General features: G+C 39.1%; 29 protein-coding genes. 6 read left to right on the top strand and 23 right to left on the bottom strand.

The features are described 5' to 3' along the window. Positions 1 to 5 precede the first annotated feature (5 nt). The 11 genes from AB6M99_RS04320 to AB6M99_RS04270 form a co-directional block, all read right to left on the bottom strand. Positions 6 to 560, bottom strand: a complete 555-nt coding sequence (locus AB6M99_RS04320; protein ID WP_121834374.1) for a DJ-1 family glyoxalase III — start codon at positions 558 to 560, stop codon at positions 6 to 8. Further along, a complete protein-coding gene (locus tag AB6M99_RS04315) occupies positions 553 to 1,125 on the bottom strand; it encodes a DJ-1 family glyoxalase III (protein WP_121834373.1) in 573 nt (190 codons plus the stop codon). The genes AB6M99_RS04320 and AB6M99_RS04315 overlap by 8 nt, the downstream gene beginning before the upstream one ends. 79 nt (positions 1,126 to 1,204) lie before the next feature. Next, positions 1,205 to 2,608: a 6-phospho-beta-glucosidase gene (gene ascB / locus AB6M99_RS04310; RefSeq protein ID WP_369351262.1), complete on the bottom strand. Its 1,404-nt coding sequence runs from the start codon at positions 2,606 to 2,608 to the stop codon at positions 1,205 to 1,207. An 11-nt stretch (positions 2,609 to 2,619) separates the two neighbouring features. Beyond that, complete coding sequence (locus AB6M99_RS04305) at positions 2,620 to 4,443, bottom strand: beta-glucoside-specific PTS transporter subunit IIABC (RefSeq protein WP_369351128.1); 1,824 nt, start codon at positions 4,441 to 4,443, stop codon at positions 2,620 to 2,622. A 539-nt stretch (positions 4,444 to 4,982) separates the two neighbouring features. Then, on the bottom strand, positions 4,983 to 5,579 hold the full coding sequence (locus AB6M99_RS04300; RefSeq protein WP_121834370.1) for a response regulator transcription factor: 597 nt from the start codon (positions 5,577 to 5,579) through the stop codon (positions 4,983 to 4,985). After that, entirely contained in the window at positions 5,576 to 6,670 is a 1,095-nt protein-coding gene (locus tag AB6M99_RS04295; RefSeq protein WP_121834369.1) for a sensor histidine kinase, read from the bottom strand. The genes AB6M99_RS04300 and AB6M99_RS04295 overlap by 4 nt, the downstream gene beginning before the upstream one ends. After that, entirely contained in the window at positions 6,671 to 7,420 is a 750-nt protein-coding gene (locus AB6M99_RS04290) for an ABC transporter permease (protein WP_369351127.1), read from the bottom strand. Next, positions 7,389 to 8,291: an ABC transporter ATP-binding protein gene (locus tag AB6M99_RS04285; protein WP_121834366.1), complete on the bottom strand. Its 903-nt coding sequence runs from the start codon at positions 8,289 to 8,291 to the stop codon at positions 7,389 to 7,391. The genes AB6M99_RS04290 and AB6M99_RS04285 overlap by 32 nt, the downstream gene beginning before the upstream one ends. Further along, positions 8,288 to 8,527: a hypothetical protein gene (locus tag AB6M99_RS04280; RefSeq protein ID WP_121834365.1), complete on the bottom strand. Its 240-nt coding sequence runs from the start codon at positions 8,525 to 8,527 to the stop codon at positions 8,288 to 8,290. The genes AB6M99_RS04285 and AB6M99_RS04280 overlap by 4 nt, the downstream gene beginning before the upstream one ends. Further along, a complete protein-coding gene (locus AB6M99_RS04275) occupies positions 8,520 to 8,699 on the bottom strand; it encodes a hypothetical protein (RefSeq protein ID WP_121834364.1) in 180 nt (59 codons plus the stop codon). The genes AB6M99_RS04280 and AB6M99_RS04275 overlap by 8 nt, the downstream gene beginning before the upstream one ends. A gap of 142 nt (positions 8,700 to 8,841) precedes the next feature. Further along, positions 8,842 to 9,537: a DUF554 domain-containing protein gene (locus tag AB6M99_RS04270; protein WP_121834363.1), complete on the bottom strand. Its 696-nt coding sequence runs from the start codon at positions 9,535 to 9,537 to the stop codon at positions 8,842 to 8,844. Between the two features lie 137 nt (positions 9,538 to 9,674). Between AB6M99_RS04270 and AB6M99_RS04265 the strand changes: the two genes are divergently transcribed. Next, complete coding sequence (locus AB6M99_RS04265; RefSeq protein WP_121834362.1) at positions 9,675 to 10,133, top strand: NUDIX hydrolase; 459 nt, start codon at positions 9,675 to 9,677, stop codon at positions 10,131 to 10,133. Positions 10,134 to 10,172: 39 nt separating this feature from the next. Next, a complete protein-coding gene (locus AB6M99_RS04260) occupies positions 10,173 to 10,475 on the top strand; it encodes a DUF1827 family protein (RefSeq protein ID WP_121834361.1) in 303 nt (100 codons plus the stop codon). A 156-nt stretch (positions 10,476 to 10,631) separates the two neighbouring features. Here AB6M99_RS04260 and AB6M99_RS04255 read toward each other — a convergent pair whose 3' ends face one another. Further along, positions 10,632 to 10,844, bottom strand: a complete 213-nt coding sequence (locus AB6M99_RS04255) for a YdbC family protein (RefSeq protein ID WP_369351125.1) — start codon at positions 10,842 to 10,844, stop codon at positions 10,632 to 10,634. A 214-nt stretch (positions 10,845 to 11,058) separates the two neighbouring features. Here AB6M99_RS04255 and AB6M99_RS04250 point away from each other — a divergent pair, with 214 nt between their 5' ends. Next, entirely contained in the window at positions 11,059 to 11,376 is a 318-nt protein-coding gene (locus AB6M99_RS04250) for a hypothetical protein (protein WP_121834359.1), read from the top strand. 37 nt (positions 11,377 to 11,413) lie between these two features. On the opposite strand, the gene AB6M99_RS04245 is transcribed toward AB6M99_RS04250, so the two are convergent. Both AB6M99_RS04245 and AB6M99_RS04240 read right to left on the bottom strand, forming a co-directional pair. Then, positions 11,414 to 12,700: a U32 family peptidase gene (locus AB6M99_RS04245; protein ID WP_121834358.1), complete on the bottom strand. Its 1,287-nt coding sequence runs from the start codon at positions 12,698 to 12,700 to the stop codon at positions 11,414 to 11,416. A gap of 103 nt (positions 12,701 to 12,803) precedes the next feature. Then, positions 12,804 to 13,733, bottom strand: coding sequence for a peptidase U32 family protein (locus AB6M99_RS04240; RefSeq protein ID WP_369351124.1), 930 nt, complete (start codon positions 13,731 to 13,733; stop codon positions 12,804 to 12,806). A 236-nt stretch (positions 13,734 to 13,969) separates the two neighbouring features. Here AB6M99_RS04240 and AB6M99_RS04235 point away from each other — a divergent pair, with 236 nt between their 5' ends. Further along, the gene (locus AB6M99_RS04235; RefSeq protein ID WP_121834357.1) at positions 13,970 to 14,257 is read left to right on the top strand and encodes a DUF3270 family protein; all 288 of its coding nucleotides are present in this window, start codon (positions 13,970 to 13,972) and stop codon (positions 14,255 to 14,257) included. 99 nt (positions 14,258 to 14,356) lie between these two features. Here AB6M99_RS04235 and nagB read toward each other — a convergent pair whose 3' ends face one another. Beyond that, on the bottom strand, positions 14,357 to 15,061 hold the full coding sequence (gene nagB / locus AB6M99_RS04230) for a glucosamine-6-phosphate deaminase (protein WP_121834356.1): 705 nt from the start codon (positions 15,059 to 15,061) through the stop codon (positions 14,357 to 14,359). A gap of 148 nt (positions 15,062 to 15,209) precedes the next feature. Between nagB and queA the strand changes: the two genes are divergently transcribed. Next, positions 15,210 to 16,238, top strand: a complete 1,029-nt coding sequence (queA, locus tag AB6M99_RS04225; RefSeq protein WP_369351123.1) for a tRNA preQ1(34) S-adenosylmethionine ribosyltransferase-isomerase QueA — start codon at positions 15,210 to 15,212, stop codon at positions 16,236 to 16,238. Between the two features lie 430 nt (positions 16,239 to 16,668). Here the strand turns inward: queA and AB6M99_RS04220 are convergent, their stop codons facing one another. The 6 genes from AB6M99_RS04220 to AB6M99_RS04195 form a co-directional block, all read right to left on the bottom strand. Continuing rightward, on the bottom strand, positions 16,669 to 16,908 hold the full coding sequence (locus AB6M99_RS04220; RefSeq protein ID WP_121834354.1) for a DUF3165 family protein: 240 nt from the start codon (positions 16,906 to 16,908) through the stop codon (positions 16,669 to 16,671). A gap of 130 nt (positions 16,909 to 17,038) precedes the next feature. Further along, on the bottom strand, positions 17,039 to 18,880 hold the full coding sequence (typA, locus tag AB6M99_RS04215; protein ID WP_121834353.1) for a translational GTPase TypA: 1,842 nt from the start codon (positions 18,878 to 18,880) through the stop codon (positions 17,039 to 17,041). A 166-nt stretch (positions 18,881 to 19,046) separates the two neighbouring features. Next, entirely contained in the window at positions 19,047 to 20,312 is a 1,266-nt protein-coding gene (gene ftsY / locus AB6M99_RS04210; protein WP_121834352.1) for a signal recognition particle-docking protein FtsY, read from the bottom strand. A 1-nt stretch (position 20,313) separates the two neighbouring features. Next, positions 20,314 to 21,135, bottom strand: a complete 822-nt coding sequence (locus tag AB6M99_RS04205) for a Cof-type HAD-IIB family hydrolase (protein WP_121834351.1) — start codon at positions 21,133 to 21,135, stop codon at positions 20,314 to 20,316. Next, complete coding sequence (locus AB6M99_RS04200) at positions 21,128 to 21,919, bottom strand: Cof-type HAD-IIB family hydrolase (protein WP_121834538.1); 792 nt, start codon at positions 21,917 to 21,919, stop codon at positions 21,128 to 21,130. Before AB6M99_RS04200 ends, AB6M99_RS04205 begins: the two co-directional genes overlap by 8 nt. A 175-nt stretch (positions 21,920 to 22,094) precedes the next feature. Further along, positions 22,095 to 22,763 (bottom strand): hypothetical protein, encoded by a 669-nt coding sequence (locus AB6M99_RS04195; protein ID WP_369351122.1) that lies wholly within the window; start codon positions 22,761 to 22,763, stop codon positions 22,095 to 22,097. A 239-nt stretch (positions 22,764 to 23,002) separates the two neighbouring features. On the opposite strand from AB6M99_RS04195, the gene AB6M99_RS04190 reads away from it, so the two are divergent. Then, positions 23,003 to 23,386 carry a hypothetical protein gene (locus AB6M99_RS04190; RefSeq protein WP_121834349.1) on the top strand — a complete coding sequence of 128 codons (384 nt, stop codon included), beginning with the start codon at positions 23,003 to 23,005 and terminating at the stop codon, positions 23,384 to 23,386. 146 nt (positions 23,387 to 23,532) lie between these two features. Here the strand turns inward: AB6M99_RS04190 and AB6M99_RS04185 are convergent, their stop codons facing one another. Both AB6M99_RS04185 and AB6M99_RS04180 read right to left on the bottom strand, forming a co-directional pair. Continuing rightward, positions 23,533 to 24,807 (bottom strand): endonuclease/exonuclease/phosphatase family protein, encoded by a 1,275-nt coding sequence (locus AB6M99_RS04185; RefSeq protein ID WP_369351121.1) that lies wholly within the window; start codon positions 24,805 to 24,807, stop codon positions 23,533 to 23,535. A gap of 38 nt (positions 24,808 to 24,845) precedes the next feature. Then, a complete protein-coding gene (locus AB6M99_RS04180) occupies positions 24,846 to 26,729 on the bottom strand; it encodes a DUF6359 domain-containing protein (RefSeq protein WP_369351119.1) in 1,884 nt (627 codons plus the stop codon). Positions 26,730 to 26,770: the final 41 nt, after the last annotated feature.

Genomic DNA, 26,770 nt, shown 5'->3' with positions numbered 1-26,770 from the left:
CTTTTCTAACGACCACCAGCAAAATGATATAGCATACGTTCTCTCATAGTTGAAGTATCTTTACCAAGTACTTCCACTATTTTATAAGCGAATGGATATGGAGTAGCTGGTCCTTGACTAGTGATAATATTTTGGTCGAATACAACAACATCGTGTTTAAAATTCCCACCAATTAATTTTTCTTCATATCCAGTATAGCCTGTTACATTTTTACCGTCAATAACCTTAGCTTCTGAAAGGACAACTGTTCCCGAACACATGGCGGCAATATACTTACCTTCTGTTTCATTGAACTTCTGAACCAATTTGATAACATCAGAATTTGCCAATAAATTTGCACCACCTGGTCTTCCACCAGGTAATACAACAACATCATAATCATAGACCTCTTCACTGAAAACTTTATCAGCTTTAATGTACATGTTGTGCATTCCTTTTACAAATTCTTCCCCAAAAGAGAAAGTAGCTGTTTCAATTTCTGCTCGACGCAAAATATCAACAATGGTAAGAGTTTCCCCTTCTTCATAACCTTCTGCCATCAATACTGCTACTTTAGCCATAAATTTTATCCTCCTCTACGTCAAATGAATTTGTATAAACCATGCGTTTTTTAACTGCAATCGAATCACCACCAAGTACATCAACAAGTGCATAGGCAAACGCATAGGCAGTCGCTGGACCTCGACTCGTTACAAGGTTTCGATCAACAACAACAATATCTTCTTTAAAGTTACCAGTTTTGATAACTTCTCCATAACCGATGTATCCTGTAAAGTCGCGACCTTCTAAAATACCGGCTTTTTCAAGAGCAATCGGTGCCGCACACATTGCAGCCACCCATTTACCATTTTCATCCATTTCTCGAACTGCTTTAATAACCAACTCATTATCTCTAAGGTTATCAGCCCCTGGTCTTCCTCCCGGTAACACAACCATATCATACTCTGATGAAAGCGTATCATCAATCACTTTGTCACACTTCAAAGTAATATCATGTGCACCAGTTACGTTTTCTTCTGTTCCAACTAGATCACATTCAATATTTGCACGACGAACAATATCTGCAATCGTTAATGTCTCTCCTTCTTCAAATCCAGGAGCAACTAATACTGCTACTTTTACCATACTTTACCTACTTTCATTTTTTCTTTAGTGTATCATTTTACATTTGACTTTAGAAGCTTTTTCCAAATTCTGGAAAAAGTTATTTTTGACTGATTAAATTCTTATACCATTCAAAAGAAGCTTTCTTGTATCGTTTAAAAGAACCTTCTCCCTTATTATTTGCATCTACATAAATCAGACCGTAACGTTTGTCCATCTCACCAGTCGATGCAGCAACTAAATCAATGACTCCCCATACGAGATAGCCTATTATTTCAACACCGTCTTTGATAGCTTCTTCAACCATGTCGATATGTTGGGATAAATAATCAATCCTATAATCATCTTGCACAAAACCATCAACTAATGCATCTTTAGCACCTAATCCATTTTCAACAATGAATAGTGGCTTTTGATAACGATCATAGAGCGTATTCAGGGTAATCCGTAAACCAAGAGGATCAATTTGCCATCCCCAATCACTACTTTTGATATATGGGTTTCTCACTGATGTCATTAAATTAGAAGCTGTTTCATCTTGTTTATTATGTGAAATACAACGAGAGGTATAGTAGCTTAATGCTACGAAGTCCGCAGTATTATCTGACAAAATTTTAGCATCATTTTCGTGGATGTCGAGTTTAACTCCTAATTCTTCAAATTTTCGTTTGGCATAATTAGGATATTTACCGCGGCATTGGATATCAATAAAGAAATAGCTTTCTCTATTTTTATCAAGTGCCATCATCACATCTTGTGGATGACATGAATAGGGATAATAATCACCAGCAGCTAGCATACAGCCAACTTTATTATTAGGATTTATCTCATGAGCTATTCTTATAGCTTCACTACTTGCTAGTAATTGGTTGTGTGCAGCTTGATAGCGAATTTGAGAAATATTTTCCTTCCCCATCAATTCTAGCCCACCTCCAGAGAAGGAATTATGGAGAATGACGTTGACTTCATTAAAGGTTATCCAATACTGAACTAAGTCTTTATAAGTTTCAAATAGTACCCTGGCATATTTTGTATAATGAGCAATCATTTCTCGATTTCTCCAACCACCAAGGTTATCGACCAAATAAAGTGGGATATCAAAATGACTAATAGTTACTAATGGCTCTATGTGATACGATTGACATAACTCGAATACTTTCCTATAAAAGTCTAAACCTTCTTGATTTGGAGAAGCTTCAATGCCAGTTGGAAATAGTCGAGTCCATGAAATACTCATTCTAAAGCATTTAATACCTAACTCAGCCAATAACTTAATATCATCTTCGTACTTCTCATAAAATTTGATTCCAGTTCTACTTGGGTAGTACGCTGATTCAGTATCAACTGTTCGATAATCTATAAATCCTTGCTTGATTGCACGTCTTTGATTTCCGAGAGGCACTACATCCATAACAGATAGAGAGCGTTTATTTTCTAAATAAGCGCCCTCTGCCTGATTTGCCGCTACTGCACCTCCCCAAAGAAAATTTTTAGGAAATGTCATAACTGCTCCTTTTATACCAAATCAATTGTAACCATTTCATTACTAATATTTGGTGTAACTTTAGAGAACTCAGCACCATTTGTTACAATAAATGGAATAATCGTATCGTAACCAAGTTCTTTCAGTTTTTCAAGATCAAATTCAACTAATAATTGTCCTTTTTCAATAGTATCACCTTCTTGAATATAAACGTTGAAGTGCTTACCTTTCAAATTAACTGTATCTAATCCAATATGAATCAGCACTTCGACACCATTATCAGAACGAATCCCGATAGCATGTTTGGTTTCAAATACCATTGATACCTTGCCATTAAATGGGGCAACTACTTTACCTTCTGAGGGTTCAATAGCAAATCCATTCCCCATGACACCAGTTGAGAAAACAGCATCATTCACTTTTTCCAATGGAAGGACTGAACCTTTTGCAAATGGAAGAACGTCAAGTTTATCTGTATGGATTTCAATAACATCTTCTTTAGTCGCTTCTTTTTCACCAATTCCTAAAACAAGTGTACCAATGAATGCTGTCGCAATACTGATTGAGATACCAATAATAATATGAATGTAGTTATCAGCAATATAAGTAGGCAGAGCTAGGAGACCAGGTAAAATAACTGCAGTCGCTCCACCGCCCCAAAAGTTAATGTAGGCGGCACCAATACCACCAGCAACCATTGCACAGATCATTGGTTTTTTATATTTCAAGTTAAATCCAAACATAGCTGGCTCAGTAACACCAAAGAGTGCTGTTGCACCAGCTGTCAACGCTTCCGTTTTTTCTGTCTTTTTCTTAAGTAGTAAGAATGTTGCCAATGTCGCACCAGCTTGAGCTAGGTTACCTGTCAAATTAGCTGGAGAAATAACAGAGTATCCATATTCAGCAATCAATTGGGCGTTGATTGGAGTAATGGCATAATGCATACCAAAAATAATTAGTAATGGACGGAAAGTACCAAATAGGAATGCTCCAATGACACCATTAGTAGTGTAGAGGTAGCTAACTACTTTAGCAACTCCTTGACCAATATAGCTACCAAAAGGACCAATTGCTATCAACTCCAGTGGTACCATGATAAATAGTACAATCATTGGAACAAATAAAACTTTAAAAGTATCTGGAATAATTTTATTGACCCACTTGTGCACATAAGACATCATCCAAACACTTAAAATAATAGGAATGATAGTTGACTTATAGTTTACAAAGAGCACTGGTAAACCAAGAAATGATAGACTTGTAATGCCACTCTCTGCAGCATTTAACGCACCATTTTGAATTGTGGGGTACATCAATGCACCCGCTAGAGCAATTGCTAAAAATTCATGAGTTTTAAATTTCTTAGCCGCACTCACTGCCAAAAAGAATGGGAAGAAATAGAATAATAAATCCCCGATTAGGGCAATAACTTGGTAAGTTCCACTGGTCGGTTCTACTAATTTAAATGTCGTTAAAATAGCTGCCACAGATTTTACCATACCACAGCCAATGAGAACTGGTATAACTGGTCCAAAACATCCTGAAATAACTTCAATAAGTTGAGAAATGATATTTTTCTTGACCTCAGTACTTTCAATTTGATCATCTGAAAGTTTCACTAGTTTTGAAGCTTCTTCGAAAACTTGAGCTACTTTTGCTCCAATAATAACTTGAAGTTGTCCATTCTTTACTTGTGCTTTAATGACTCCTTCAACTTGATCAAGAGCATTTAAGTCAACTGTACTTTCATTGGTAACATTTAATCTCAGACGAGTTGCACAATGTGTCATAAATGTAATATTTTCTTCACCAATGATTTGAATAATCTGCTTTGCAGTTTCTCTATTGTTACTCAAAATGAGTACCTCCTAATGTTTTTACCTAGGTTTGTTTCAATCATAACTAAAACGTTTTCTTTTTACAATGGATTTTCATTTTTTGGAAAAAAACACCTAAAGAAGAAAATACTCTCAAAATTACTTATTATAAAAACACTAAAAACTGGCACAAGATGTTCAGTAAGATTCAGCTGATAACTTAACAATGTTCGATTGTTGCTTTTTTCTACAAAGGAATTGAATTCTGTATATTCTGTTTCATTTCCTAAGACACATCGTATTAGAATAAGTGCTAGTCGAAGATAATACTAATAAAAACACTAAATGTTTATAAAATGAAAAACCATATACTAAGAAATCATTATTTTATCGTTACCAACGTTTCATCGCCATCACATATTTAAAATCTCAACAACACTCCCTACTATCGCTAATTACTGTATCAACTGTCACTTTAATACAAATTCCTCTATTTTCTCATACACAAAAACCCGACCAAAGTTCAGCTCTTCTAAACCAGAGCTGACCTTAGTCGGGTTTTTATCGTATCTAAACAGTCACAGCCAATTCTTCTCCGTTGCGATGAGGACGGCTTCTGTGCGGTTATTGGCACCGAGTTTTGTCATTAGTGATGTGACATAGTTTCTCACCGTACCGTCAGAGAGATAAAGCTGGCTAGCGATTTCTTTGTTTGACAAGCCTTTGGCCAGCAGTTTGAGGACGTCACGTTCACGCGCACTAAGCAGCTGTTCTTCTTGAACGATCGTCTCCATAAGTTCAGGCGAATATTCCTTCCCACCCGCAAGCACCTTATGAATGGTTGCCATCAACTCTGAAATGGAGCGCTCCTTTAGAACATAAGCATCCACACCCGCTTTCACTGCTCGTTGGAAATAGCCCGCCCGTTTAAAGGTCGTCACGATAATGACCTTGGTAGCGCTATTAGCTTTAATCCACTCAAGGACATCAAGCCCAGACTTCACAGGCATCTCCACATCAAGGATAGCCACATCGACAGTTTCTTTTTGTAACATGGCTAGCGCTTCTGCTCCATCTTTAGCTGGTAAAACAGCCTCAACATCTTCTTCCATAAGTAACAGTTGGCACAGCGCATCTCGGAGCATGGATTGGTCTTCAGCTAATAGTATTCTCATGCGTTAACTCCTTCTTCTAAACGAATGTGAATCAAGGTAGGCGCTTTGGGTGAGACAATCTCCATCTCCCCAGAGACTAAGGTTAAACGTTCCCTGACAGAGTGTAATTCTGTTCCCGTTAGACTTGAAAAACCTTTGCCATTGTCAGAAACCAGCACTACAATTCCGTTGTCACGCTTTAAACAAATCTGGCACTGGCTAGCCTCAGCATGTTTGATAATATTGGTCACCAATTCTCTTAAAATCATGACTAAACTGGATGACACCATAGGGAGAAGAACTTCCCCTTCTAATTGATTATCCAGGCTAACCTCAATATGAGACATGGTTAGTAATTCTTGTAAAGCGAGCAATTCTTCTTCCAAACTACGGTATTTGAGATGATTGATAAGGGTTCTCACCTCCTGCATACTTGTGCGGCTAATTTGATTGATCTCTTCCAATTCTTTTCGCACAGCTTCTATATTGTCCTTATCCAATTGTTTGAGCGCCAGCTCCGTTTTCAGGCTCATCATGGCAAAGGTGTGACCCAAGGTGTCATGCAAATCACGGCCAATGCGATTGCGTTCATTTTCCGCAACCAGAACTTGGTTTTCTTGGCTCTGACGATAAAGAAGGTCTTTTAACGCTTCTTCCTCTCTGGTCTGCATTTGAAACGTTGTCATTCCTAAAATAAAGAGGGTGACTAAAACAATTGCCACCTTATCCGTCATGGTTGGAGAATAGGTGATGAAAACTCCAATCATTATCAAAATAGCAACTAATAAGGAATACCCACGATAGGAGCGCCAGCCTTTTTCAAACCGCCAAACCAAAAGATTAGAAGGAAAGAAAAAGAACCACATCATGTTGCCGTTAACAACAGAGGACATCAGGACAATATAAAACAAAAGGTAATGCCAGAAGACTTCTTCTAAGAAGCGATGTCTCGGCTTTAGATGAACGAGTCCCATATACGCCACAACAAATAAAAACGTCAACGGTGACGTCCACATGGGATAGCCAAAATATTTCAAGCCCAAGAGAGGAAAGCTAACAAAAACTAATCCGACATAGTACGGAAGAAAATTTTTCTGAAAAGGGTAAAACATCTAATACACATCCTGTCTCTTCTTAATCAAGGCGATTATTCCTAACAGTATTATCCCATAACCAGTAAGAATTGCAAGTGAGCGCCAAGAAAAGTCTTTATCGTAATAAGACACTAAGAGATTAAGAAAATGGTGGGTTGGGGTCAGTTTCGTCACTTTTTGTAACCAAGCTGGAAATGATTCCATCGGATACCATAAACCACCTAAAATAGCCAACCCCATGTAGCAAAGATTTGAAAAGAGGGACAAGGTTTCACTGGACTTGATTTGCCCTAGTAGAATACCTAGCGGCAACATTAAAAATGTCCCCAGTAAGATAAGCACAATAGACATCACCCATTCAACCAGCGACATCTGAATATCCTTCACCACATAACCTACAGTAAATACCACACTAATTGAAATCCCAAAGAAAAAAAGCAGTCGCAAGGTTTTCACCAGATAATATTCCCAATAGGTCACAGGCGTGTGCAAAATAGCTTTCAGCCGATTTCTCATCCGATCTTCTTGGAGTAAATAGGGGAGATTGTAAAACACAAGGCTTAAAACAGATGAAATGGTCATCATCATTAAGACCTGTTTAAAAATCTGATTTTGAACAGCCACCGGCAAGTCTGAAACATCATTGGTTGCCGAAAAAAGAAGGAAGAAGCCAACAGGCATTCCCAGGGTCAATATCAGAGACTTCCAAGAGCGGATGGCTAAAAGCCACTCCCGTTTAAGCAAAGCTGTCAATCGTGTCATCGTCATTACCTGCTTTCATAAATAAGGTTGTTAGTAAACTTCTATTCGTCATTTCAATGGCAGAAACAGGGCAGTTGCCCTTCAATAAGGCTTGTAAAACCTGCTCCGGTGCCTTGGTCATCACGGTTGCACGCCCTGCTTTGATAGCAACATCGTAAAAAGGACAATCCGTCAGGCTAGCTAAATAGCTCTCAGGAAAACTAAAGCATTTTTCCTGATCCTCCCGCTGCAAGTCATAAGGAGTCGTGTCACGAATCAATTTTCCTTGATTCAACAATAAAATCCGCTCAGCGGTATGCTCCACTTCTTCAATATAATGGGACGAATAGAGGATAGTCTTGCCAGCCTTTTTCAACTCTCCAACAATTTCCCAGAAACGTTTACGAGTGCTAGTATCCATACCAGCTGTCGGCTCATCCAAAATAATGATGTCTGGTTGCCCAATTAAGATTTTGACAAAAGACAGCAGGCGTCTTTGCCCGCCAGACAATTTATCCGCAAACTGTTCTTTTTGAGCAGGACTAAAACCAAGTAAATCATCAATAGCTTCCTCAGATAAGGGATTTGGATAAATCGCCCGTTGAAAGGCAAGGATTTCTTTAACTTTCAAATCACTTTCGATAACATTGTCCTGAAAGAGAACAGCAATCTTTTCTTTCAATATGTTATCCGTTGGAGCTAAACCTAATACCGTCACCTGACCAGCCTTTGTCCGATAATCCCCCAACAAACAAGACATGAGCGTTGTTTTCCCAGCACCATTTGGGCCAATCAGAGCCACACAGTCTCCCTGATAAAGCGTAAAACGAAGATCTGTCAAAACAGACTTGCCTTTAATCGTCTTACTAAGATTGCTCACTTCAATAACCTTGGTCATACCTGATCACTTCCTTTCTTTTCGTGACTAACAATCATAGACCCTAAACCATAGCGTAAAAATAGTAAAAACCAAATCGTTCCCATTCCCCAGATCAGAGGTTGCGAAGGACGTACTCCAGATGCCTTAACCATCAGACTGATGAGAGCGCCAGCGATTGTAAGGATGATGAGTCCTAAAATCAGATTGCACTTCATCACTTGACAGAGTTGTCTGACTGTTATCCTCTTAATCATGATGTTTTCTCCCACTATCTCTATCTAGGATACCTAAGCCCCCAAATAATCCCCACGTTATTCCAATCATACCGTAAAACACACTCGCATAATCCGTAAAAAAGTGAGTATAATATTCAACCAATGTTCCTAAAATCATCATCACAAGAGCAAAACACATTTTTCTTTTCATTGTAATAGTCCTTTCTTTTGATACTGTTATTCTACTGAAAAATAGCAGAGCTTTTTAGCCCATTTTGTCATGACATGATATGACATTTGTCAGGCATTGGACAAAAAGAAAAAGCTGAGCAAACTCAACTTTTCAATGATAGTTAGAATAACCCTAACCACTTAAGGATTGGTAAGAGGAGGATGGGTAAAAAGACCGCAGGAATATAGTTCATCACTTTGAACTTGGTGATGTCTAGCATATTAAATCCTAGCGCAATGAGGAGAACAGAACCTGTAGATGACATAGCAGAGATAACGTCCTCACTCAAGTAAGTTCCTAAAACGCCTGCTAATAAGGTCATAGTAACCTCGTATAGCAGCACCGCTATTGCTGAAAAGAGGACACCTACACCGTTGGTAGAAGCGAGTAGAACAGCAATAATCCCGTCGATGATCCCCTTGCTGTAGAGCATGCTGTGATCACCAAGTAAGCCACTTTGGAGGCTTCCCACGATCGCCATAGCTCCCACGCAGAAAATCATAATCGCAGACAGAAATCCTTGCGCAAACTGAGACTCTTTCGGATTTTTTACCAGCGTTTTCTCCAATTTATAAGAGAGGTCTTCCATGGCTTTTTCAATGTTGAGCGCCTCACCAAGTAGGGCACCGAACAACAATGCTAAAATAAGCAACATGGTATTACTTGCCTCAATAGCTCCTTGAATTCCGATAACGACAACACAAAGGCTCATTCCCTTCATCAAAATATCATGAAAACGTTGGGATAATCCCTTTTGAATCACTAAACCTAAACCTGCCCCTACAACGATACAGATGGCATTGACAATTGCGCCCATAAACCGACTCCTCCTAAAAAATATCATTCATTATAGCATATTTCACATACAGAATCTATATGACAATTTTTTAGACTTTTCCTTATGACAACCTAAAATCTTTTTAGTATAATAATTGAAAAACTAGGAGATTTACCATGACAAATCCAACATTTGGCAACAAGATTGACGGTGTTACCTATCAAAACCGCTACGGAGTTTATGCTGTTATCCCAGATAATACCCATGACAATATTATCCTTGTTCAGGCACCAAATGGCGCTTGGTTCCTTCCAGGTGGAGAAATTGAAGAAGGAGAAAATCATTTGACTGCCCTTGAACGTGAATTGATTGAAGAACTTGGATTTACAGCTGAAGTGGGAGAATACTACGGACAAGCAGATGAGTATTTTTACTCACGCCACCGCGACACCCACTACTACAATCCAGCTTATATCTACGAAGTGACCCATTTTGAAGTCGCTGGAAAACCCTTGGAAGACTTTAATCACCTTTCTTGGTTCCCAATTGACGAAGCCATCGAAAAACTCAAACGCGGTAGCCACAAATGGGGCGTTCAAGAATGGCAAAAAAGACACAAAAAAACACTATTTTAAGAAAAATAGTGCTATAATAGAGCCATCAGGAGGTTGCTTATGAGATTGATTAACACAACAAATAGCCATGCAGAACTGGTTGTTAACCAACTTCGTAATACCGATGCGACCTTAGTAGAGGTCTATTCGGCAGGAAATACCGATGTGATTTTTACTCAGGCACCTCGCCACTACGAACTTCTTATCACCAATAAGCATCGTGCTATACAAGATAAAGAAATTGAACAAATCAGAGACTTTTTCATGCGTCGAAAAATCGACCAGGACATTTGCCGTATGGATCAAATCAATACCATCCATACACCACGTCTCATCGAAATTTCAATTCCAACTAAGAAATAAAAGATTGGTAACATCATTTTCAAAATACCAATTTGACATTGCCATCCTAAAAAGAAAACGAGCAAATCCACCATTGGACTGCTCGTTTTTGATTTTGGTTGAGTATAAAGTCTATCGCTACGATTTTTTGATACTGCTCTGCTATTATTTCAGAACTTATCTTCTGAAAGCAGCCAAAATGGTTTTAAACTCTTCATTTGTTAGCGTAATGCCTTTCCCCATCTTCGTGTGGTCAGGGCTCCAAGAACGGAGATCCCACTTAGCTTCAGCACCATTAAAGCTAACGCGATTAAGCTCTTTTGTCCAACCATTTTCAGCTGTTGAAAGCACCAAAAGTTTTTCTTCGATTTCAAACGTAAAATCTGCCATTTTTAATACCATGGGACAACATTTTCATAAAAAACATCATCCTAGTTTGGTTCAACGAGAACCAAACCTTCCTTTCAATTGTTATTTGGGAAATAAGATAACTCATCTCTTCCTACATTACTATTCGTAATGCCAAAAAATAATTAACCTTTTTTAAAAATTTTTTTACTATTTTCTGATATAATAATTGTATCAAGATTTCGAGGAAAATGCTATGGAAAATATTGTCAAAAAAATCTTGTTTCAAGTCAAAGAATTTATCGAACCAAGTCCCAAACCTTCCAATATCAATCTTAGAAAAAATCAGCTGGCACATATCATTGTTAAAGCCCAAAAAGAAAAGCTAGCGCTTCATGCCATTTACCAAGATAAAAGCTTTACAGGTCATGTTAGCAAATATGATCCTATCAATGACAAACTCATTTTGAAAAATGGAGCTAACAAGGTTTCTACCATCATTGCAATGGAAGACCTTCAAAAGCTAACCCTAGTTCCCAAAAACATTACCAAAGCACAGCATAAAACTGACTGATTCCTCAGCCAGTTTTTTTATATCTTAAAACGCATTTTTAAGCACGTACTGTCTTTGAAGTCCCATCTTCTTGGTAAAGGTTAATAAGACCTTCTTTGCAGGCTCGAATCATATCACCTGGTTTAACAGCTTGCGGAACTGTAATCGTCAACAATTCCATTGGATTTGGCGCACGGTCAATCTTGTTTCCTTTATCATCATGCAAATCTTCGATAAAGCATTCAAAATGACGGAAACCTGGTCCATAAAACTCAACACGGTCACCTTCCATGATAACGTTACGTTGACGAATCGTTGCTGTCATATTGCTTTCGTTAAAGGCAACAACTTCTCCAACAAATTTATATTGTGGAATTTTACGGCGAGCACCAAACAATTGCTCATTTTCGCTAGGAGTACCGTAGTAGAAACCTGTCGCCAACTCACGTTGGGCAACCTTCCACATTTCGTCAACAAGGTCTTGTTTGATTGCTTCAAATTTCTCTGGGCTTTCCATATAAGCATCCACAGCAGCTTTATAACAGTTAGCAACCGTTGACACATAGTGAATAGATTTCATACGCCCTTCAATTTTCAGACTGTCAACACCGTTTTCAATCATATCTGGAATGTGGTCAATCATTGACATATCAACCGCTGACATTGAAAAGGCTTCTGGTACTTCTCCTTGGATACTCTTGCGCTCTCTACCAAATGGCATATCGTAAAGGTCGTATTTCCAGCGGCAAGATTGTGAACAGCCACCACGGTTGGCATCACGGTCAGACATGTGGTTTGAAAGCGTACAACGACCTGAGTATGAAATACACATGGCACCATGCACAAAGGCTTCAATTTCAAGGTCAGTACGACGACGAATTTCTGCCAATTCTTCCATAGAAACTTCACGCGCCAACACCACACGTGTCAAGCCGTATTCTTTCCAAAAATGGAAGGTCTCCACATTGGTTGCAGAGGCTTGAGTTGACAAGTGGATTTCAAGACCAGGTGATTCAGTTGCACAGATTTCAATAAGAGCTGGGTCTGAAACGATAACAGCGTCAAGTCCCATGTCGCGAAGCTCACGGAACCAAGCTCCCGCTCCTTCTTCATTTCCCTCATGCGTTACCATGTTAGCAGCAACATAGACCTTGGCACCGCGTGCATGGGCGTAGTCAATTCCTTCACGCATTTCTTCCATTGAGAAATTTCCTGCACGACTACGTAGTCCGTAGGCTTGTCCCCCAACAAAAACAGCATCTGCACCGTAATCAACAGCGACTTTCAATTTTTCCAATGTCCCAGCAGGTGCTAGAACCTCTGGACGACGTTTTACATTTGACATAGTTTACATTTCCTTCTATTTACAAGATAAAAGTGATGAGTAGTAAGAGACCATTCCGAGCCCTGAAATAGAAAAACTCACTCTCGGAATATGGTATTGTATCTTATTTGACACGATCCGGTTCGTAGTCATAGAAACCTGTGCTAAGACCACGGTTCGCAGGGTGTAATTTACGAATGGCTTCATCAAAAACATAGGCTTGATCCTGAGAAAACTCTCCCGCAGCAATCAAATCACGCGCTTTGACAAAGTACTCAGCGATGTTAACAAAATTGTCACCTGGACAATAAACACCATCTAACTTCCAATGATTAAAACCATGTTCGTGAAGTTCTAAGAGCTTCGTCATCATATCAAGGTCATTATTGGCAAAGATATGCGTTCCATGATTATCTTCATAGACTGAGTAGTGGGAATCCGCATCCCCAGGCTCTGCTAAAAATAAATCACGCTCCTTAGTCACACGTTCCTCAGTCTTGATGAAATTATAGTAATTATGCAAAAGCGGTCGCTTCGAATGGTGGATAATGCTAGCACCGTAAACGAGAACTTCTCCTGGAATTTCTAATTTTTCTCCCATCACAAAAAGCTCTGCTGCTGGAATTTCACGTGCCAGAACCGCCTCAGAAGCGCCAGCTGTTTTGCCCCAGAAATTGATTTGACGGCTTGACGTCACCATGGTTGAAGCGTCATAAATCGTTTTAAACGGACGATTATCACGTTTACAAATGTAAAAGACGCCCGCATCACCAACAGTAATATAGTCGACTCCAATTTCCTCAAGAAAATCTAGGTACTCAGGAAGAGCATCCATCATCGCTTGGTGCATTAAAGCATTCACCGCGACAGTTAGCTCTTTTCCTTTCTCATGGACAAGCTGCGCAATCTTTCGCATTTCAGCCAAAGAGAGATTTTTTGGCAAACGAAGGCCATAAGCCATCTCTCCGATATAAATCCGGTCAACACCTAGCTCCAAAAGAGCTTGGGCCTGCTCTAAACTCTCTGCCGTAGCAGTAATAATAATTTTTTCCATACCATAATATTCTAGCAAAAAACAAGTCATTTGCCTAGGAATTTTTATACAAAACACTAAAACGGTTTTTAGCCCTTGTCACCCAGCTAAAAAGGACATATTATCTCAACAAAACCGCTACAAATGAACACTTGTCACACTTGTAACCTTTTTGTAACAAAGTATGATACTATTTTATGGTATGATAATATTACTGTCATTTGCACAAAAGAGTATCACAATAGAAAGGAGTCACAATGGCTGCACCATTAAAGCATCAGGACCAATCTGATAAGGTCGTCTCAATCAGTAAAAAAACTGAGCCAAAATTCAAAACATACGATGCTATTAATCCAAATGCAACGAAGTTCAAGGACTTAGTCTTCTTCGGACGAATCGTTTCTTTTACCATCTGTACTGTATTCTCTTGCTTGACGTTGCTGACAGCCAGCGTTACTCCTCTTCTCGCATTTCCTATCGCTATGGTGATGGGAAGCATCCTTACAGCGATTTTCTATTTTCTAATTGATTTACTCAAACGCTAGTTTCACAAGAAGCTAGTTTTTTATTTGTCTATAAATTAAAACGCTTAGGAATCAGACCTTTGTCCCTAAGCATTTTGCCATATTATTTTCGAAACAGTTCTAACCTAGTTTTTCTGCTGCTGCTTCGTCAATAATGAGAACAACATTGTCATGATTTTGGAGAACACTAGCTGGTACGTCCTCCGTAACAGTCCCGTGAACCATTTTGTAAATAGCGTCAGCTTTTTCAGAACCATAGGCCATCAACACAATTTTTTTGGCAGACATAATAGAGGCAATCCCCATTGAAATCGCTTGGCGAGGCACTTGGCTTTCATCTTCAAAAAAGCGAGCATTAGCTTCAATGGTGGAAGCATCAAGATCTACGACATGAGTCTTGATGGTAAAAGCAGTGCCTGGTTCATTGAAACCGATGTGACCATTACGCCCAATTCCTAAAATTTGAAAATCAATAGGATGCTCTTCAATCAAACGATCGTAATCTTTAGTCGCCTCCTCCAAGTCTGTTGCCATCCCGTTAGGAACATGGTGTGCCTTGAAGGGTTTATGATTAAAGAGTTCCTCCACCATAAAATAATGATAGGACTGCTTACTTTGAGCATCAAGCCCAACATATTCATCCAAATTGATTGAGGTCATCTCTGAAAAATCAAGGTCAGATTCTCTGATTTGCTTATAAAATGCCAAAGGAGTTGAGCCCGTCGCAAGTCCTAAGGTCTTTGCGCCTTCATCAACTGCTTTCTTTAATAAGTCAAAAGCAAGTGCTCCGCCTTCTTCTTGAGTTTTAACGATAAAAATATCCATTGTTCCCCCTTTTTTGGTATATACCAATTACTCTTGTTTTTATTTTAATATATTAACCTATAACTGTCAACCCAAAGAAGTTCTTTTCATTATTTTTAGCAACGTGGTATAATAGAAAGGCATCTTTTGAATTGATATTGGAGAATTTATGAACACTAATGATTTTGATTTTTACTTACCAGAGGAATTGATTGCTCAGACACCTCTTGAAAAACGTGATAGTTCTCGTCTTTTGGTTTTAGACCGAGAACAAAAAACAATGGTCGATAGTCATTTTGACCACATCATTGACCAACTTAACCCTGGTGATGCTCTCGTGATGAACAACACACGTGTCCTCCCAGCTCGCCTATACGGTGAAAAGCCAGATACTCATGGTCACGTGGAACTTTTACTACTTAAAAACACCCAAGGTGACCAGTGGGAAGTTTTAGCTAAACCTGCTAAACGCCTTAAAACGGGTGCAAAAATTAGTTTTGGTGATGGCCGTTTGACCGCTACTATCGTTGAAGAACTTGAGCACGGTGGGCGTATTGTTGAATTCCATTATGAAGGGATTTTTCTTGAAATCCTTGAAAGTCTAGGTGAAATGCCACTGCCACCCTATATCCATGAAAAATTAGATGACCGTGACCGTTACCAGACGGTTTACGCTAAGGAAAATGGCTCCGCTGCTGCACCGACTGCTGGTCTCCACTTTACAACCGAGCTTTTAGAAAAAATACAAGCCAAAGGCGTTAAATTAGTCTACCTTACACTTCATGTTGGGCTAGGAACCTTCCGACCAGTTTCGGTCGACAATGTCGATGAACATGACATGCACTCTGAATTTTATAGCCTCAGTCAAGAAGCAGCCGACACTATCAATCAAGTGAAAGCTGCTGGCGGTCGTATCGTTGCTGTTGGAACCACTTCCATTCGAACACTTGAAACCATCGGACAAAAATTCGATGGGAAAGTCCAAGCGGATTCAGGATGGACAAAAATCTTTATTAAACCAGGTTATGACTTTAAAGTTGTTGATGCCTTCTCAACAAACTTCCACCTTCCAAAATCAACACTTGTCATGCTAGTTTCTGCCTTCGCAGGACGAGAATTTGTCCTAGAAGCCTATAAACATGCTGTTGATGAAAAGTACCGCTTCTTCTCATTCGGTGATGCCATGTTTATCAAATAATACTCTATAAAAATCAAAATTAGATGGATACAAAAATATTTTCTTTTCTCTAAAGTCTTCTCATGCGGCTGGCACTCCAACAAAACTGTGGATTTATAGCTTTAGCTACTAGGAGAGTTGAGAATTATCGCTTTCTACTTATACGGCTACAGTGTCCAAGATGACAAAGTAGATATTATGGGAACTGTCCACTGTGGTGAAAGAAACGGTTTACCCCCTTACTTTCACTAACCCATCAAAATAAAGGCTATAAAAATCTAATTTTGATTTTGAATGAGTATAAGTTTTTAGATTACGCCAAGTCGTGCTATTTCTGCACGGCTTTTTTTAATATCATCTTGAGATTTTAAAAAGCGCCCATCCTTTCGGAAGAGCGCCTTTTTATGGCTCTATAATTGTCGTAAGAACTCCTACTAAGTTACAAAAGCCTTTATTTTTCTGAAAGATTATTAATATCCTTTAAGGTTCGATGGGCTAGCACTAGCATGCCAATTCCTATGAAAAGTTCTGGTGGGGATTGTAGAATTTTCATAAAGGTCATGCTTGCTAAAACTAGCAACAGAGCGATTAAACCAACGACTAAGATAATACTCAGCGTATTTTTAATGGTTTTAGGTGCTCGGAAAAAGTAATAAAGTACAATTAATATCGCAATAATCAGATAAAACATAACAAAGGTTAAACGAGTTATCTCTGCCTAGCAATAATCACCATCATTCCCCTTTAATAGCGCTACAACTGACGCTCTTGAAAACTCGTTGTCATTCCTTTCTAGCTGGTACCTATAACTCTGAGAGCTACTATTCAGCTTGTTTTTTCTTTTTATTGGCTTTTTCGCGTTCGTTTTTATTAAGAATTTGTTTACGAAGACGAATTGACTCAGGGGTTACTTCCATGTACTCATCGTAGTCAAGGAACTCGATAGATTCTTCAAGTGTCAAGATACGTGGTGTTTTAATCACTGCTGTTTGGTCTTTTGTTGCTGAACGAACGTTAGTCATTTGTTTTGCAGTTGTGATGTTAACAGTCAAGTCATTTTCACGGGCATTCTCACCGATGATCATTCCCTCATATACTTCTGTACCTGGGTTGACAAAGATTGTACCACGTTCTTCGATACGCATGATTGAGTAAGTCGTTGCTTTACCTTGGTCAATTGAAACCAAAGCTCCGCGGTGACGTCCACCGATTTCAGCATCAATGTATGGAAGGTACTGGTCAAAGGTGTGGTTCATGATACCATAACCACGTGTCATTGACAAGAACTCTGTCGAGAATCCAATCAAACCACGCGCTGGGATCAAGAAGATAAGACGAGTTTGTCCATTACCAACCATTTGCATATCAAGCATATCACCTTTACGCTCTGAAAGGGCCTGGATGATTGAACCTTGGTATTCTTCTGGTGTATCGATTTGAACACGCTCAAATGGTTCACATTTCACGCCATCAATCTCTTTGATGATAACTTCTGGTTTTGATACTTGAAGCTCGTAGCCTTCACGACGCATTGTTTCGATAAGAATTGACAAGTGAAGCTCACCACGACCTGATACGATCCATTTATCTGGTGACTCTGTGTTTTCAACACGGAGAGAAACGTCTGTTTGAAGCTCAGCCATGAGACGCTCTTCAACTTTACGTGATGTCACGTGCTTACCTTCACGACCTGCAAATGGTGAGTTATTTGCCAAGAAAGTCATTTGAAGCGTTGGTTCATCAATACGAAGAACTGGAAGTGGCTCGATTGCATCTGTTGGTGTTACAGTTTCTCCAACGAAGATATCTTCCATACCAGAAACAGCAATCAAATCACCAGCTTTAGCTTCTTGAATTTCTTTACGCTCAAGACCAAAGAAACCGAAAAGTTTTGTCACACGGAAGTTTTTAGTTGTCCCGTCAAGTTTTGAAAGGGTAACTTGGTCACCAACTTTGACCGTTCCACGGAAGACACGTCCAATACCGATACGTCCTACGAACTCATTGTAGTCAAGAAGGGAAACTTGGAATTGAAGTGGCTCATCTGAATTGTCAACTGGCGCTGGAATGTGCTCAATAATAGTATCAAAGATTGGTGCCATTGTTTTTTCTTGATCAGCTGGGTTATCTGAAAGTGATGATGTTCCATTAATCGCTGACGCATACACTACTGGGAATTCAAGCTGATCATCATCCGCACCAAGCTCGATGAAAAGTTCCAACACTTCATCAACAACTTCTGCTGGACGAGCTGATGGTTTATCAATTTTGTTAACAACAACGATTGGTGTCAAGTTTTGCTCAAGGGCTTTTTTCAACACAAAACGAGTCTGTGGCATTGTTCCTTCGTAAGCGTCAACAACAAGGACAACACCATCAACCATTTTCATGATACGTTCAACTTCACCACCGAAGTCCGCGTGTCCTGGGGTATCCATGATATTGATACGAGTATCGTTATAAGCAACGGCTGTGTTTTTGGCAAGGATTGTAATACCGCGCTCTTTCTCAATATCGTTTGAGTCCATCGCACGCTCTTCAAGCTCTTTACGCTCATCAAGTGTTTGTGATTGCTTCAAAAGCTCATCTACGAGGGTTGTTTTTCCGTGGTCAACGTGGGCAATAATGGCTACGTTACGGATATCATTTCTTAAGTTTGTCATAAAATCCTCTTACTCTTATTTTTAACCTAACTATTGTATCACAATTTTTAAAAAATGACTGTTCTAATCTTTATGTAAATGTTTTCAGTTGTTACAAAGCTCTTGTTTCCTATAAAATTCATTGTTTTAGCCAAAAAAGACTGCCGAAGCAATCTTTTTCTAGTTCTTATAGAATTTCTGCTAGAAGTCCTGTCATAAAGTCTTCTGAGTTGAATTGTCCGATGTCATCAATTTTCTCACCAAAGCCGATGAGTTTCACTGGAATGTCTAATTCTTCACGGATGGCAAGAACAACACCACCTTTTGCAGTTCCGTCAATTTTAGTTAAGACAAGTCCTGTCAATGGTGTGATTTTTGAAAATTCCTTGGCCTGGCTAAGGGCGTTTTGACCAGTTGAAGCATCTAGAGCCAATAGGGTTTCATGTGGCGCTTCTGGGATAACACGTTTAATGATACGACCAATTTTTTCAAGCTCTGCCATGAGGTTATCTTTGTTTTGTAGGCGACCAGCAGTGTCAATCAAGAGGACATCTACTCCTTCTGCGACAGCTTTTTCCATACCGTCAAAAACAACTGAGGCAGGATCAGCTTTTTCTGGACCAACGACAACTGGGACATCCACACGGCGACCCCACTCAACAAGCTGGGCAACGGCACCTGCACGGAAGGTATCGGCTGCTACAAGCATCACCTTTTTTCCTTCGGACTTATATTTATGGGCAAGTTTACCAATAGAAGTTGTCTTGCCGACGCCATTAACCCCAACAAAGAGCATGACTGTCAAACCATCTTGGAAATTGATTTTCTCGTTAAAGTTACCGTCTTTTTCGTAAATATCCACCAATTTTTCGATGATGACACGACGGAGTTCTTCTGGTTTCTTAGCTTTTTCTAACTTCGCTTCATAGCGGAGCTCCTCAGTTAGGTTTGTTGCAACGCTAACCCCAACATCGGATAAAATCAATAATTCTTCTAATTCTTCAAAAAAGTCTTCATCCACACGACGGAAATTTGCCAAAAAGGCATTGAGACGAGCACCAAAACCAGTACGTGTTTTCTCTAAACTGCGATTATATTTTTCCTCTGTTGTTTCAACAGCTGGAACTTCTATAACTGGCTCTGGTTCACGCTCTACTTGTCTCGTTTCTATAGCTTCAAAATGAATTTCTTCACCCTTTTCAGCTGCGGCTTTGGCAGCGGCTTTTTTGGCGTAATAATCTGCCATGACTGATGAAAAGGCATTATCAACGGCTTGCGTTTGCTCAGCTGATACTTCAATGTTTTCTTCAGAGACTTCTTCTGATGTTTCCTCAATTACTAATTCATCTTGCTGGTCATTATCAGCATTGACAACTTCTTCACTCGCTACCTCTGCCACTTCCTCGACAGCTTTTTCTTCTTTGTTTCCAAATAACTTATCAAATAAGCCCATGTCATTCTCCATTCACGATATATTTTTCGACCGCTTCAGCGACTCCTGATTGGTCATTCGTTTTCGTTGTGACCGCCTTAGCACTTTCTTTAGCAATAGCAGAGCCATTCGCCATAGCAACGCCTAAACCAGCCCATTTTAGCATGGTGACATCGTTTTCTTCATCCCCCACTGCCATCACCTGCTCCGCCTTTAACCCTAAATGCTTTGTCAAAATCTCAAGCCCAACTGCTTTATGAATACCTTTAGGCATAATTTCAAGAATAATCTCACGTGATTTAAAAATCTCAAAAGCCTTATGCAACTCTGAAGGAATTTTAGGAATCTGAGTATCTAAAAAGTCAGCCTCTGTCACAACGACTACTTTATTATAACTAATATCTCTTGGTAAGTCATTAAGCGTGTCCAACTCCACAAAGGTAAGCATCGGATTTGCCTGATAATATTGGGAATGCACTCCATGACTAGGAATGCTATATACTGTCCCATCACTAATGACATCCATCGGTAAACTGAGGGGTTCCAAAGTTGAATAGATGATGTCTAACTCATCAAAAGATAGAGCACTGGCATCCAAAATCTCTCCATTATTACGCTGAACGAGTCCACCATTAAAGGTGATGCTATAATTTTCTGCATTGTTAAGATTCAGCTCATCTAAAACATAAGAAATCGCTTTTAAAGGACGACCTGTGGTAATCACAACCTGGACCCCCATTTCTTGTGCCTTTTTCAAAGCTTGTTTATTTTCCTCAGTAATGGTTTTTTCAGTTGTAAAAAGGGTGCCATCCATATCTAAGGCTAGTAATTTAATCTCAGTCATTTTTTAACATTCCTTCTAAATAAGTCAATACGGCTCCATCTTCACAAGAACCAATTACTTGATCAGCCATTTCTTTAATCCCTTCACGCGCATTGGCGGTAGCAATAGCTGTGCCTGCAAACGACAACATCTCTGCGTCGTTAAAATTATCTCCAAATGCAATCACATCAGAAGGGGTATATTCTAAACGCTCACATAAGGCTGACAGTCCAGTAGCTTTTGTAATGCCTTCTAAGATAATATCCATCCCACCAAATCCTGTGACAACAGCCGCCAAACCAGGATTAGCCTCCGTTAAAGCTCTGCTATGTTCCGCAATAAACTCATCCGAAAATTGAGCCGTTAGCTTATAAATATCGTCTGTCACCTCAGCTAAGTGTACTTTCTGAGTGTTTTCATAATAATTGGAAACATGATTAAAATAAACATCATCAATTGTTAGTGGCGCATATGCCCCTACACGCCCTGATAATAAGTAGCCCTTACAGTCATCAAGGACTTCTAGCTGACCAGCCATAGACAGGTACTGTTCGGAAGTCATCAGGTGCTCTGAAATCACTTTACCCTTGTAGGAAACAACACCACCGTTCTCAGCAATAATCGCAATCCTATCCAAAACATCTGCAAATAACCTTTGCACACTCAGCATCGGACGACCGCTAGCCACCGTAAATAATATTCCCTGCTCTTCACACTTATCTAAAACCCTTGCAAATAAAGCCTTATCATAAGTATGCTGCTTCGTCAAAAAAGTACCGTCTAAATCTGTTGCTATCAATTTAATCATACAATATCACCAATTTCTATTCTAGGAATGCCAATTTCGCATCCGCTTTCTAACTTCCATTATAACATATAAAAAGTTAAAAAAGCGCACCTCAGGCAAGCTCTCGAAAAAGAAACATTTGCGGATAAAAATCACTTTTTATTCCTACTATTCATCCCAAAGGTTAACATTTCTAAATCATTATGTAAGGTAGATAAATACTCTCGGTATCTACACCTTTTAGCTCTAAAAACTCTTTAAAGCCACATTTAGTTTTTTCTTCTAAATATTCAAACCAGAGTGGATAATACCGTTTACAATTATGGCATAATATTTCAAAGTTTTTAGCTTGAAAATTGAGTTTCTTAGCCGTTTCTTCCATCTCTGTTACTGAGTTTAATTCTTCTTCTCTATTTCCTTCTGCTAATACTCCCCAAGTAAGTTCGTGTAAGCAAAAATCGTGGTAACGGACTAACAATTTTAATTTAAGTTTTAAGGCTTTGACATGATTTTGATGACGTTTTAAGACTTGATTTGCCAAATGCATAGATGAAAGGTCAAATTTCCATATCAATTCCTCTAAATCCATTTCCAATAAAAATTCAGAAAACTGATAGCCATGGTTAAAATCTTCTCTCCACACAGATTGAAATTTTTGAAAAAACTGTGGCGTAATGTGAATGTTGTTTTTATACTGAGTCACAAAATCCATCAGCTCGTCTAAACTTGGATACTCGTCTACTGCTTCCTTTTCCCAACTAGTCATCATCTTGTGACGAACTTTCCTTTGCTCTTTGGAAAAATAAGCATTTAAAGGAAATTTTTCATAGATTTCTAAATATTTCTTTAAATGTGTGTTCATCAGTCACCTCGTACAAAGCAAATAATCATCTATTATCCTGTTAAGTACTTCCTGTTTCGTTATCCCTCATTGTAACATATAAAAAGCAAAAATAGCGTACTCCGCAAAGTATACAATGAAGAATTCTTCTAAAAATTTACGCACTAAATTTCTCATGCCTCCTCACGACGTCACCCTCTTCCTTGCCCTCCTTTTCGTTTCACGCTATAATAAGGAAAAGTAATCTCGAAAGGTTTATCATGTCTATTACCATTAAACGTCGTACGAAGTATATTCGCGCCTTTGCTCCTATTTACCTGAAACTGAATGGGAAAACTGTTGCTCGTATTATGGAAAATGAGGAGGTTGACTTGAGTCTTCCTACTTCTGAAAGTTTGCTCACCGTTCGTGGCAGTAAAAAATCTAGAATTTCTGTCTCAAATAGTGATATCGTTATTATTAAAGATAATACTATGCACGCTCTAACGTTTTGGGGTGGTGTTTTGGCTATCCTCTTTGGGCAATTTATTTTTTCTCCTGGAACGTGGATCATGGCTATTATCACTTGGTTTGGTTTGGCTAGTATCATAGCAAGTCTTTTTATTCCTCATTTTCTATTGGAAAAAGCAGGTGCAGACCAATAAAAGTCCAAAGCCACAACTCAAATGTTGACAGATCTAAACAATTAATCTCTCACAAACATAAAAAAGAGACCTTATTCTTGATTTAGAATTTGGTCTCTTTAGTTATGCTACCATCAGATACACAAATAGTGTTTCTTAGAAACTGCTTAGTATTCTTTACGTTTATGGCTTGCAATTGCAAGACTGCTCAACAAGATAAGTCCTCCACCCATGACTGTTATCAATTGAGTGTCAGAATCTGATGTCGCTGGTAGGCTTTCTGCTTTTGAATCGTTAAAGATATCTTGTTTCGCTCCACTTGCTGTTTGTTGCCCTTCTTTCGTAACTGGTGATGGTTTCACCTCTGTTTGCGTACGAGGAGTATTAGCTTTCTCGTTTTTAGGTGTCAAAGATAATGGCAATGTCAATTCAGGTTTCTTATCCACTGTTGGAAAATCTTTTGGCACTTCATTGACTTTTCTGATGTCAATTTGTAGCAATAATGGGTCATGATCCGAAGCTCTGCCATGTTCTTCCATAAAGGCAGCATTCACATGAACCATATCAAACTCATAATTATCAGCTAGGTGGCCTGAAATCATAGCTTGGTCCAAAGTTTGATTATTTCCTTGATGGAAGTAAGAATATCTATCTGATTCTTCATGATTTTTGACGAGATTTCTTAGTCCTGCTGATTCAATGATAGACAGAGTCTTAGTGAACTCATAATCGTTATAATCACCTAGGATAACGATATTCGCTCGTTCATTTTGAGAAAACCCAGTTTCGACAAATGCTTTAATGTCTTCTGCCATCTGATGACGTTTGGCTTCTGACTTGAACTGTGGTGGTTGAATCTTGCCAAAGACGCCCATATCACCACGTTTAGAATTTAAGTGAAGCCCTAGCAGAACAACTTTTTCACCATTAAATTCAAATTCAGCTACTGGAACTTTTCGTGTGCCTTCCCATACAGGACTTGTTGGGTTGAGTCTTGCGACACTGTATTTCAGCTCCCCATTTTCCCAAGTTGCTGATTCATTTGGCTGGGCTACTGGTTTATCAGATAATTTAACTCTTTCAGAATTGTACAAGAACCCTGTTCTAATGTTACCACCAGGTGCCCCACCATCGGCATTATTTTCAGGTGCAAAGTCAATGTACTTGTAAGCTGGGCCGCCTAAAGCCGCAATGGCATCAATCAAACGTTGTGCAGATTTCGTCGCATCTGTCGTACCGTCATTGGTTTCTCCGTTATTATCTTGAACTTCAATTAAAGTAATAATGTCTGGTGAATGCAAGTCAGAGACAAACGATTTTGCAATCCTTGCTACTTTTTCATCTTTGGTGCCTTTTTTATTGGCAGAGAAGTTTTCAATATTGTAAGAAGCAATCATTAATTTTTCAGGGTCTTTAACAATGCGACTAACTTCAGGTTTCAATCCGCCATCTTGATGAGAATCCAAGGCCTTATTATCAACTAATAATTTATAGTTAGTGTTTGCAAGGTGATACCACCAGAATTATTTTTCTTAGTGGTGTCATTTCCTGGTACGACATAGATTTCACCATATCTTTGTGGGCCTAAGACTCTTGCTCCTTTGACTGTAACCAACTGTCCTTCTAGCGATTCCCAGAAATCAAGGGCATCATTTTCTGGATCAAAGTCTTTGAAGGCATCGTCATCAATGACCTTTGTCGGAGCCACACGATCTACTCCCAAAACAACTGATTTTGGCACTTCTGCTGTCCCTACAACTGTTGCTTTTTTAGCTTTGATTTGAGTAACGGTAAGGTCTGTTTCGGATTTATCTGAATAGCCGTCTCCTAAATATTCTTCAACTTCACCAGTAATTTCCAATTTATCACCAACTTTGACCTTGTGTTTTGGCAAAAAGACAGCGATAGCATCAGAAGTTTTCACGTTATCATCAGAGACTAAATCCTGCACATAGAATTTATTATCTTTTTCAACATAGGTAACAACGACATCTTTAACAGTGACTGCTTTGCCTACCAGTGGAGAGACATGGCCTTCCCCCTGAATATCAGAAACTCTTGCTTCAACAGCTGGAATTGCTTCTGCTTTTTTCACAATTTCAAAATGTCCAAGAGAGAAAGGTTTTACTTGATTAGCTTCTTTAAAACTAGATAAAATGCCTGTGACATTAATCTCATCATTGGTAGTGATTTTTTCTTTTAGAGTAGTTGCTGTAATGCCAGAACGACTGTCAAGACGGATAGACACAACATTACCATCTTTATCAGTGACATCAAAAGTCGCATTATCAAAGGAATCACTTGAAATCGTTCCAACTTTGACATTCTCTAATTTGACTAGCGTAGACTGTTTGTCAGCACTCAATGTGGGAATGGTTAAGGTAGTCAGTGGCGTGTTAATGTCGTCTGCAATTTTTTTACTTGCTGTGATGTCAACAACTTGTAACTCGCTGCCGTATTGCGATAATTTTCCGCTTAGTTCAACAACATCACCTTGTTTTAAGGATAAGTCTTTTTTCGGATAAACATAAATGCCTGCGCCAGACTTATCTTGAACGTAAAAGCCTTGACCGCCCCAAGCATTGATAGGACTGATAACTTTTCCTGCAAAGCTATATTCTTTCCCCTGTTCAGATGTTCTCAAATGAGCAATTGGGGTAAGGTCTGGACTCGCTGGTTCTAGTGGTGCTGGGGTTTCAACAGGTTTTGTTTCCTCAGAAATACTATCATCTTCAATAATTTCAATCTTGCTCGTAGATTTTATACCAATTTTATTAAAATAGTTTTCTGAAATTCCTGTTACTCTTGCCTTCTTACCGATGTACTGAGGGTTATCCTTGACATTATAGGCTTTTCTAACATCTGACTTACCGACTAATTGAACAGGAATCGTATCTTTAGCTGCTGCGTCTTTGGTTGCACCAAGAGCTAGGTTGGAGTACTCACTGCCATAGGCATTTCCTAATTTTAAAGACCCTGTAATATAGCCCTCGACAGTAACCTCTTGCTTGTTAGCTGTCATTTTTTGATAGTCTTCTACGCTAACAACTGATGATTGACTAACTTCTGCTTCTGCAACAGGGGCTGGGGTAGTGAGCGTTTCTGGAGCTACCTCTGTAGAAATACTATCTGATACCGCATTAGAATCTGGCACCACAGAAACAGGTTGAGCTTCTTCCAAACCTTGTAGAGAGGTGTTATCACTAGGCTGTACAAGCTGGCTTCCTAAATTGGCTGACTCCTCTGCTTGAACAACTGTTCCGCCTAGGAAAGCTAATCCTAAAAGGACAGAGACAACACCAATGCTGTACTTTTTAATCGAAAAGCGTTGGGCATTATCTCGAATCGCTCTTTTTCCGAACATTTTATTTCCTCCAAATAGTTAATACGGTTACATTATACAAA

Origin of the sequence: Streptococcus hillyeri (genome assembly GCF_041081565.1) — a bacterium.
GTDB classification, from domain to species: Bacteria; Bacillota; Bacilli; order Lactobacillales; family Streptococcaceae; genus Streptococcus; species Streptococcus hillyeri.
This window is presented reverse-complemented; position numbering and strand designations above follow the sequence as displayed.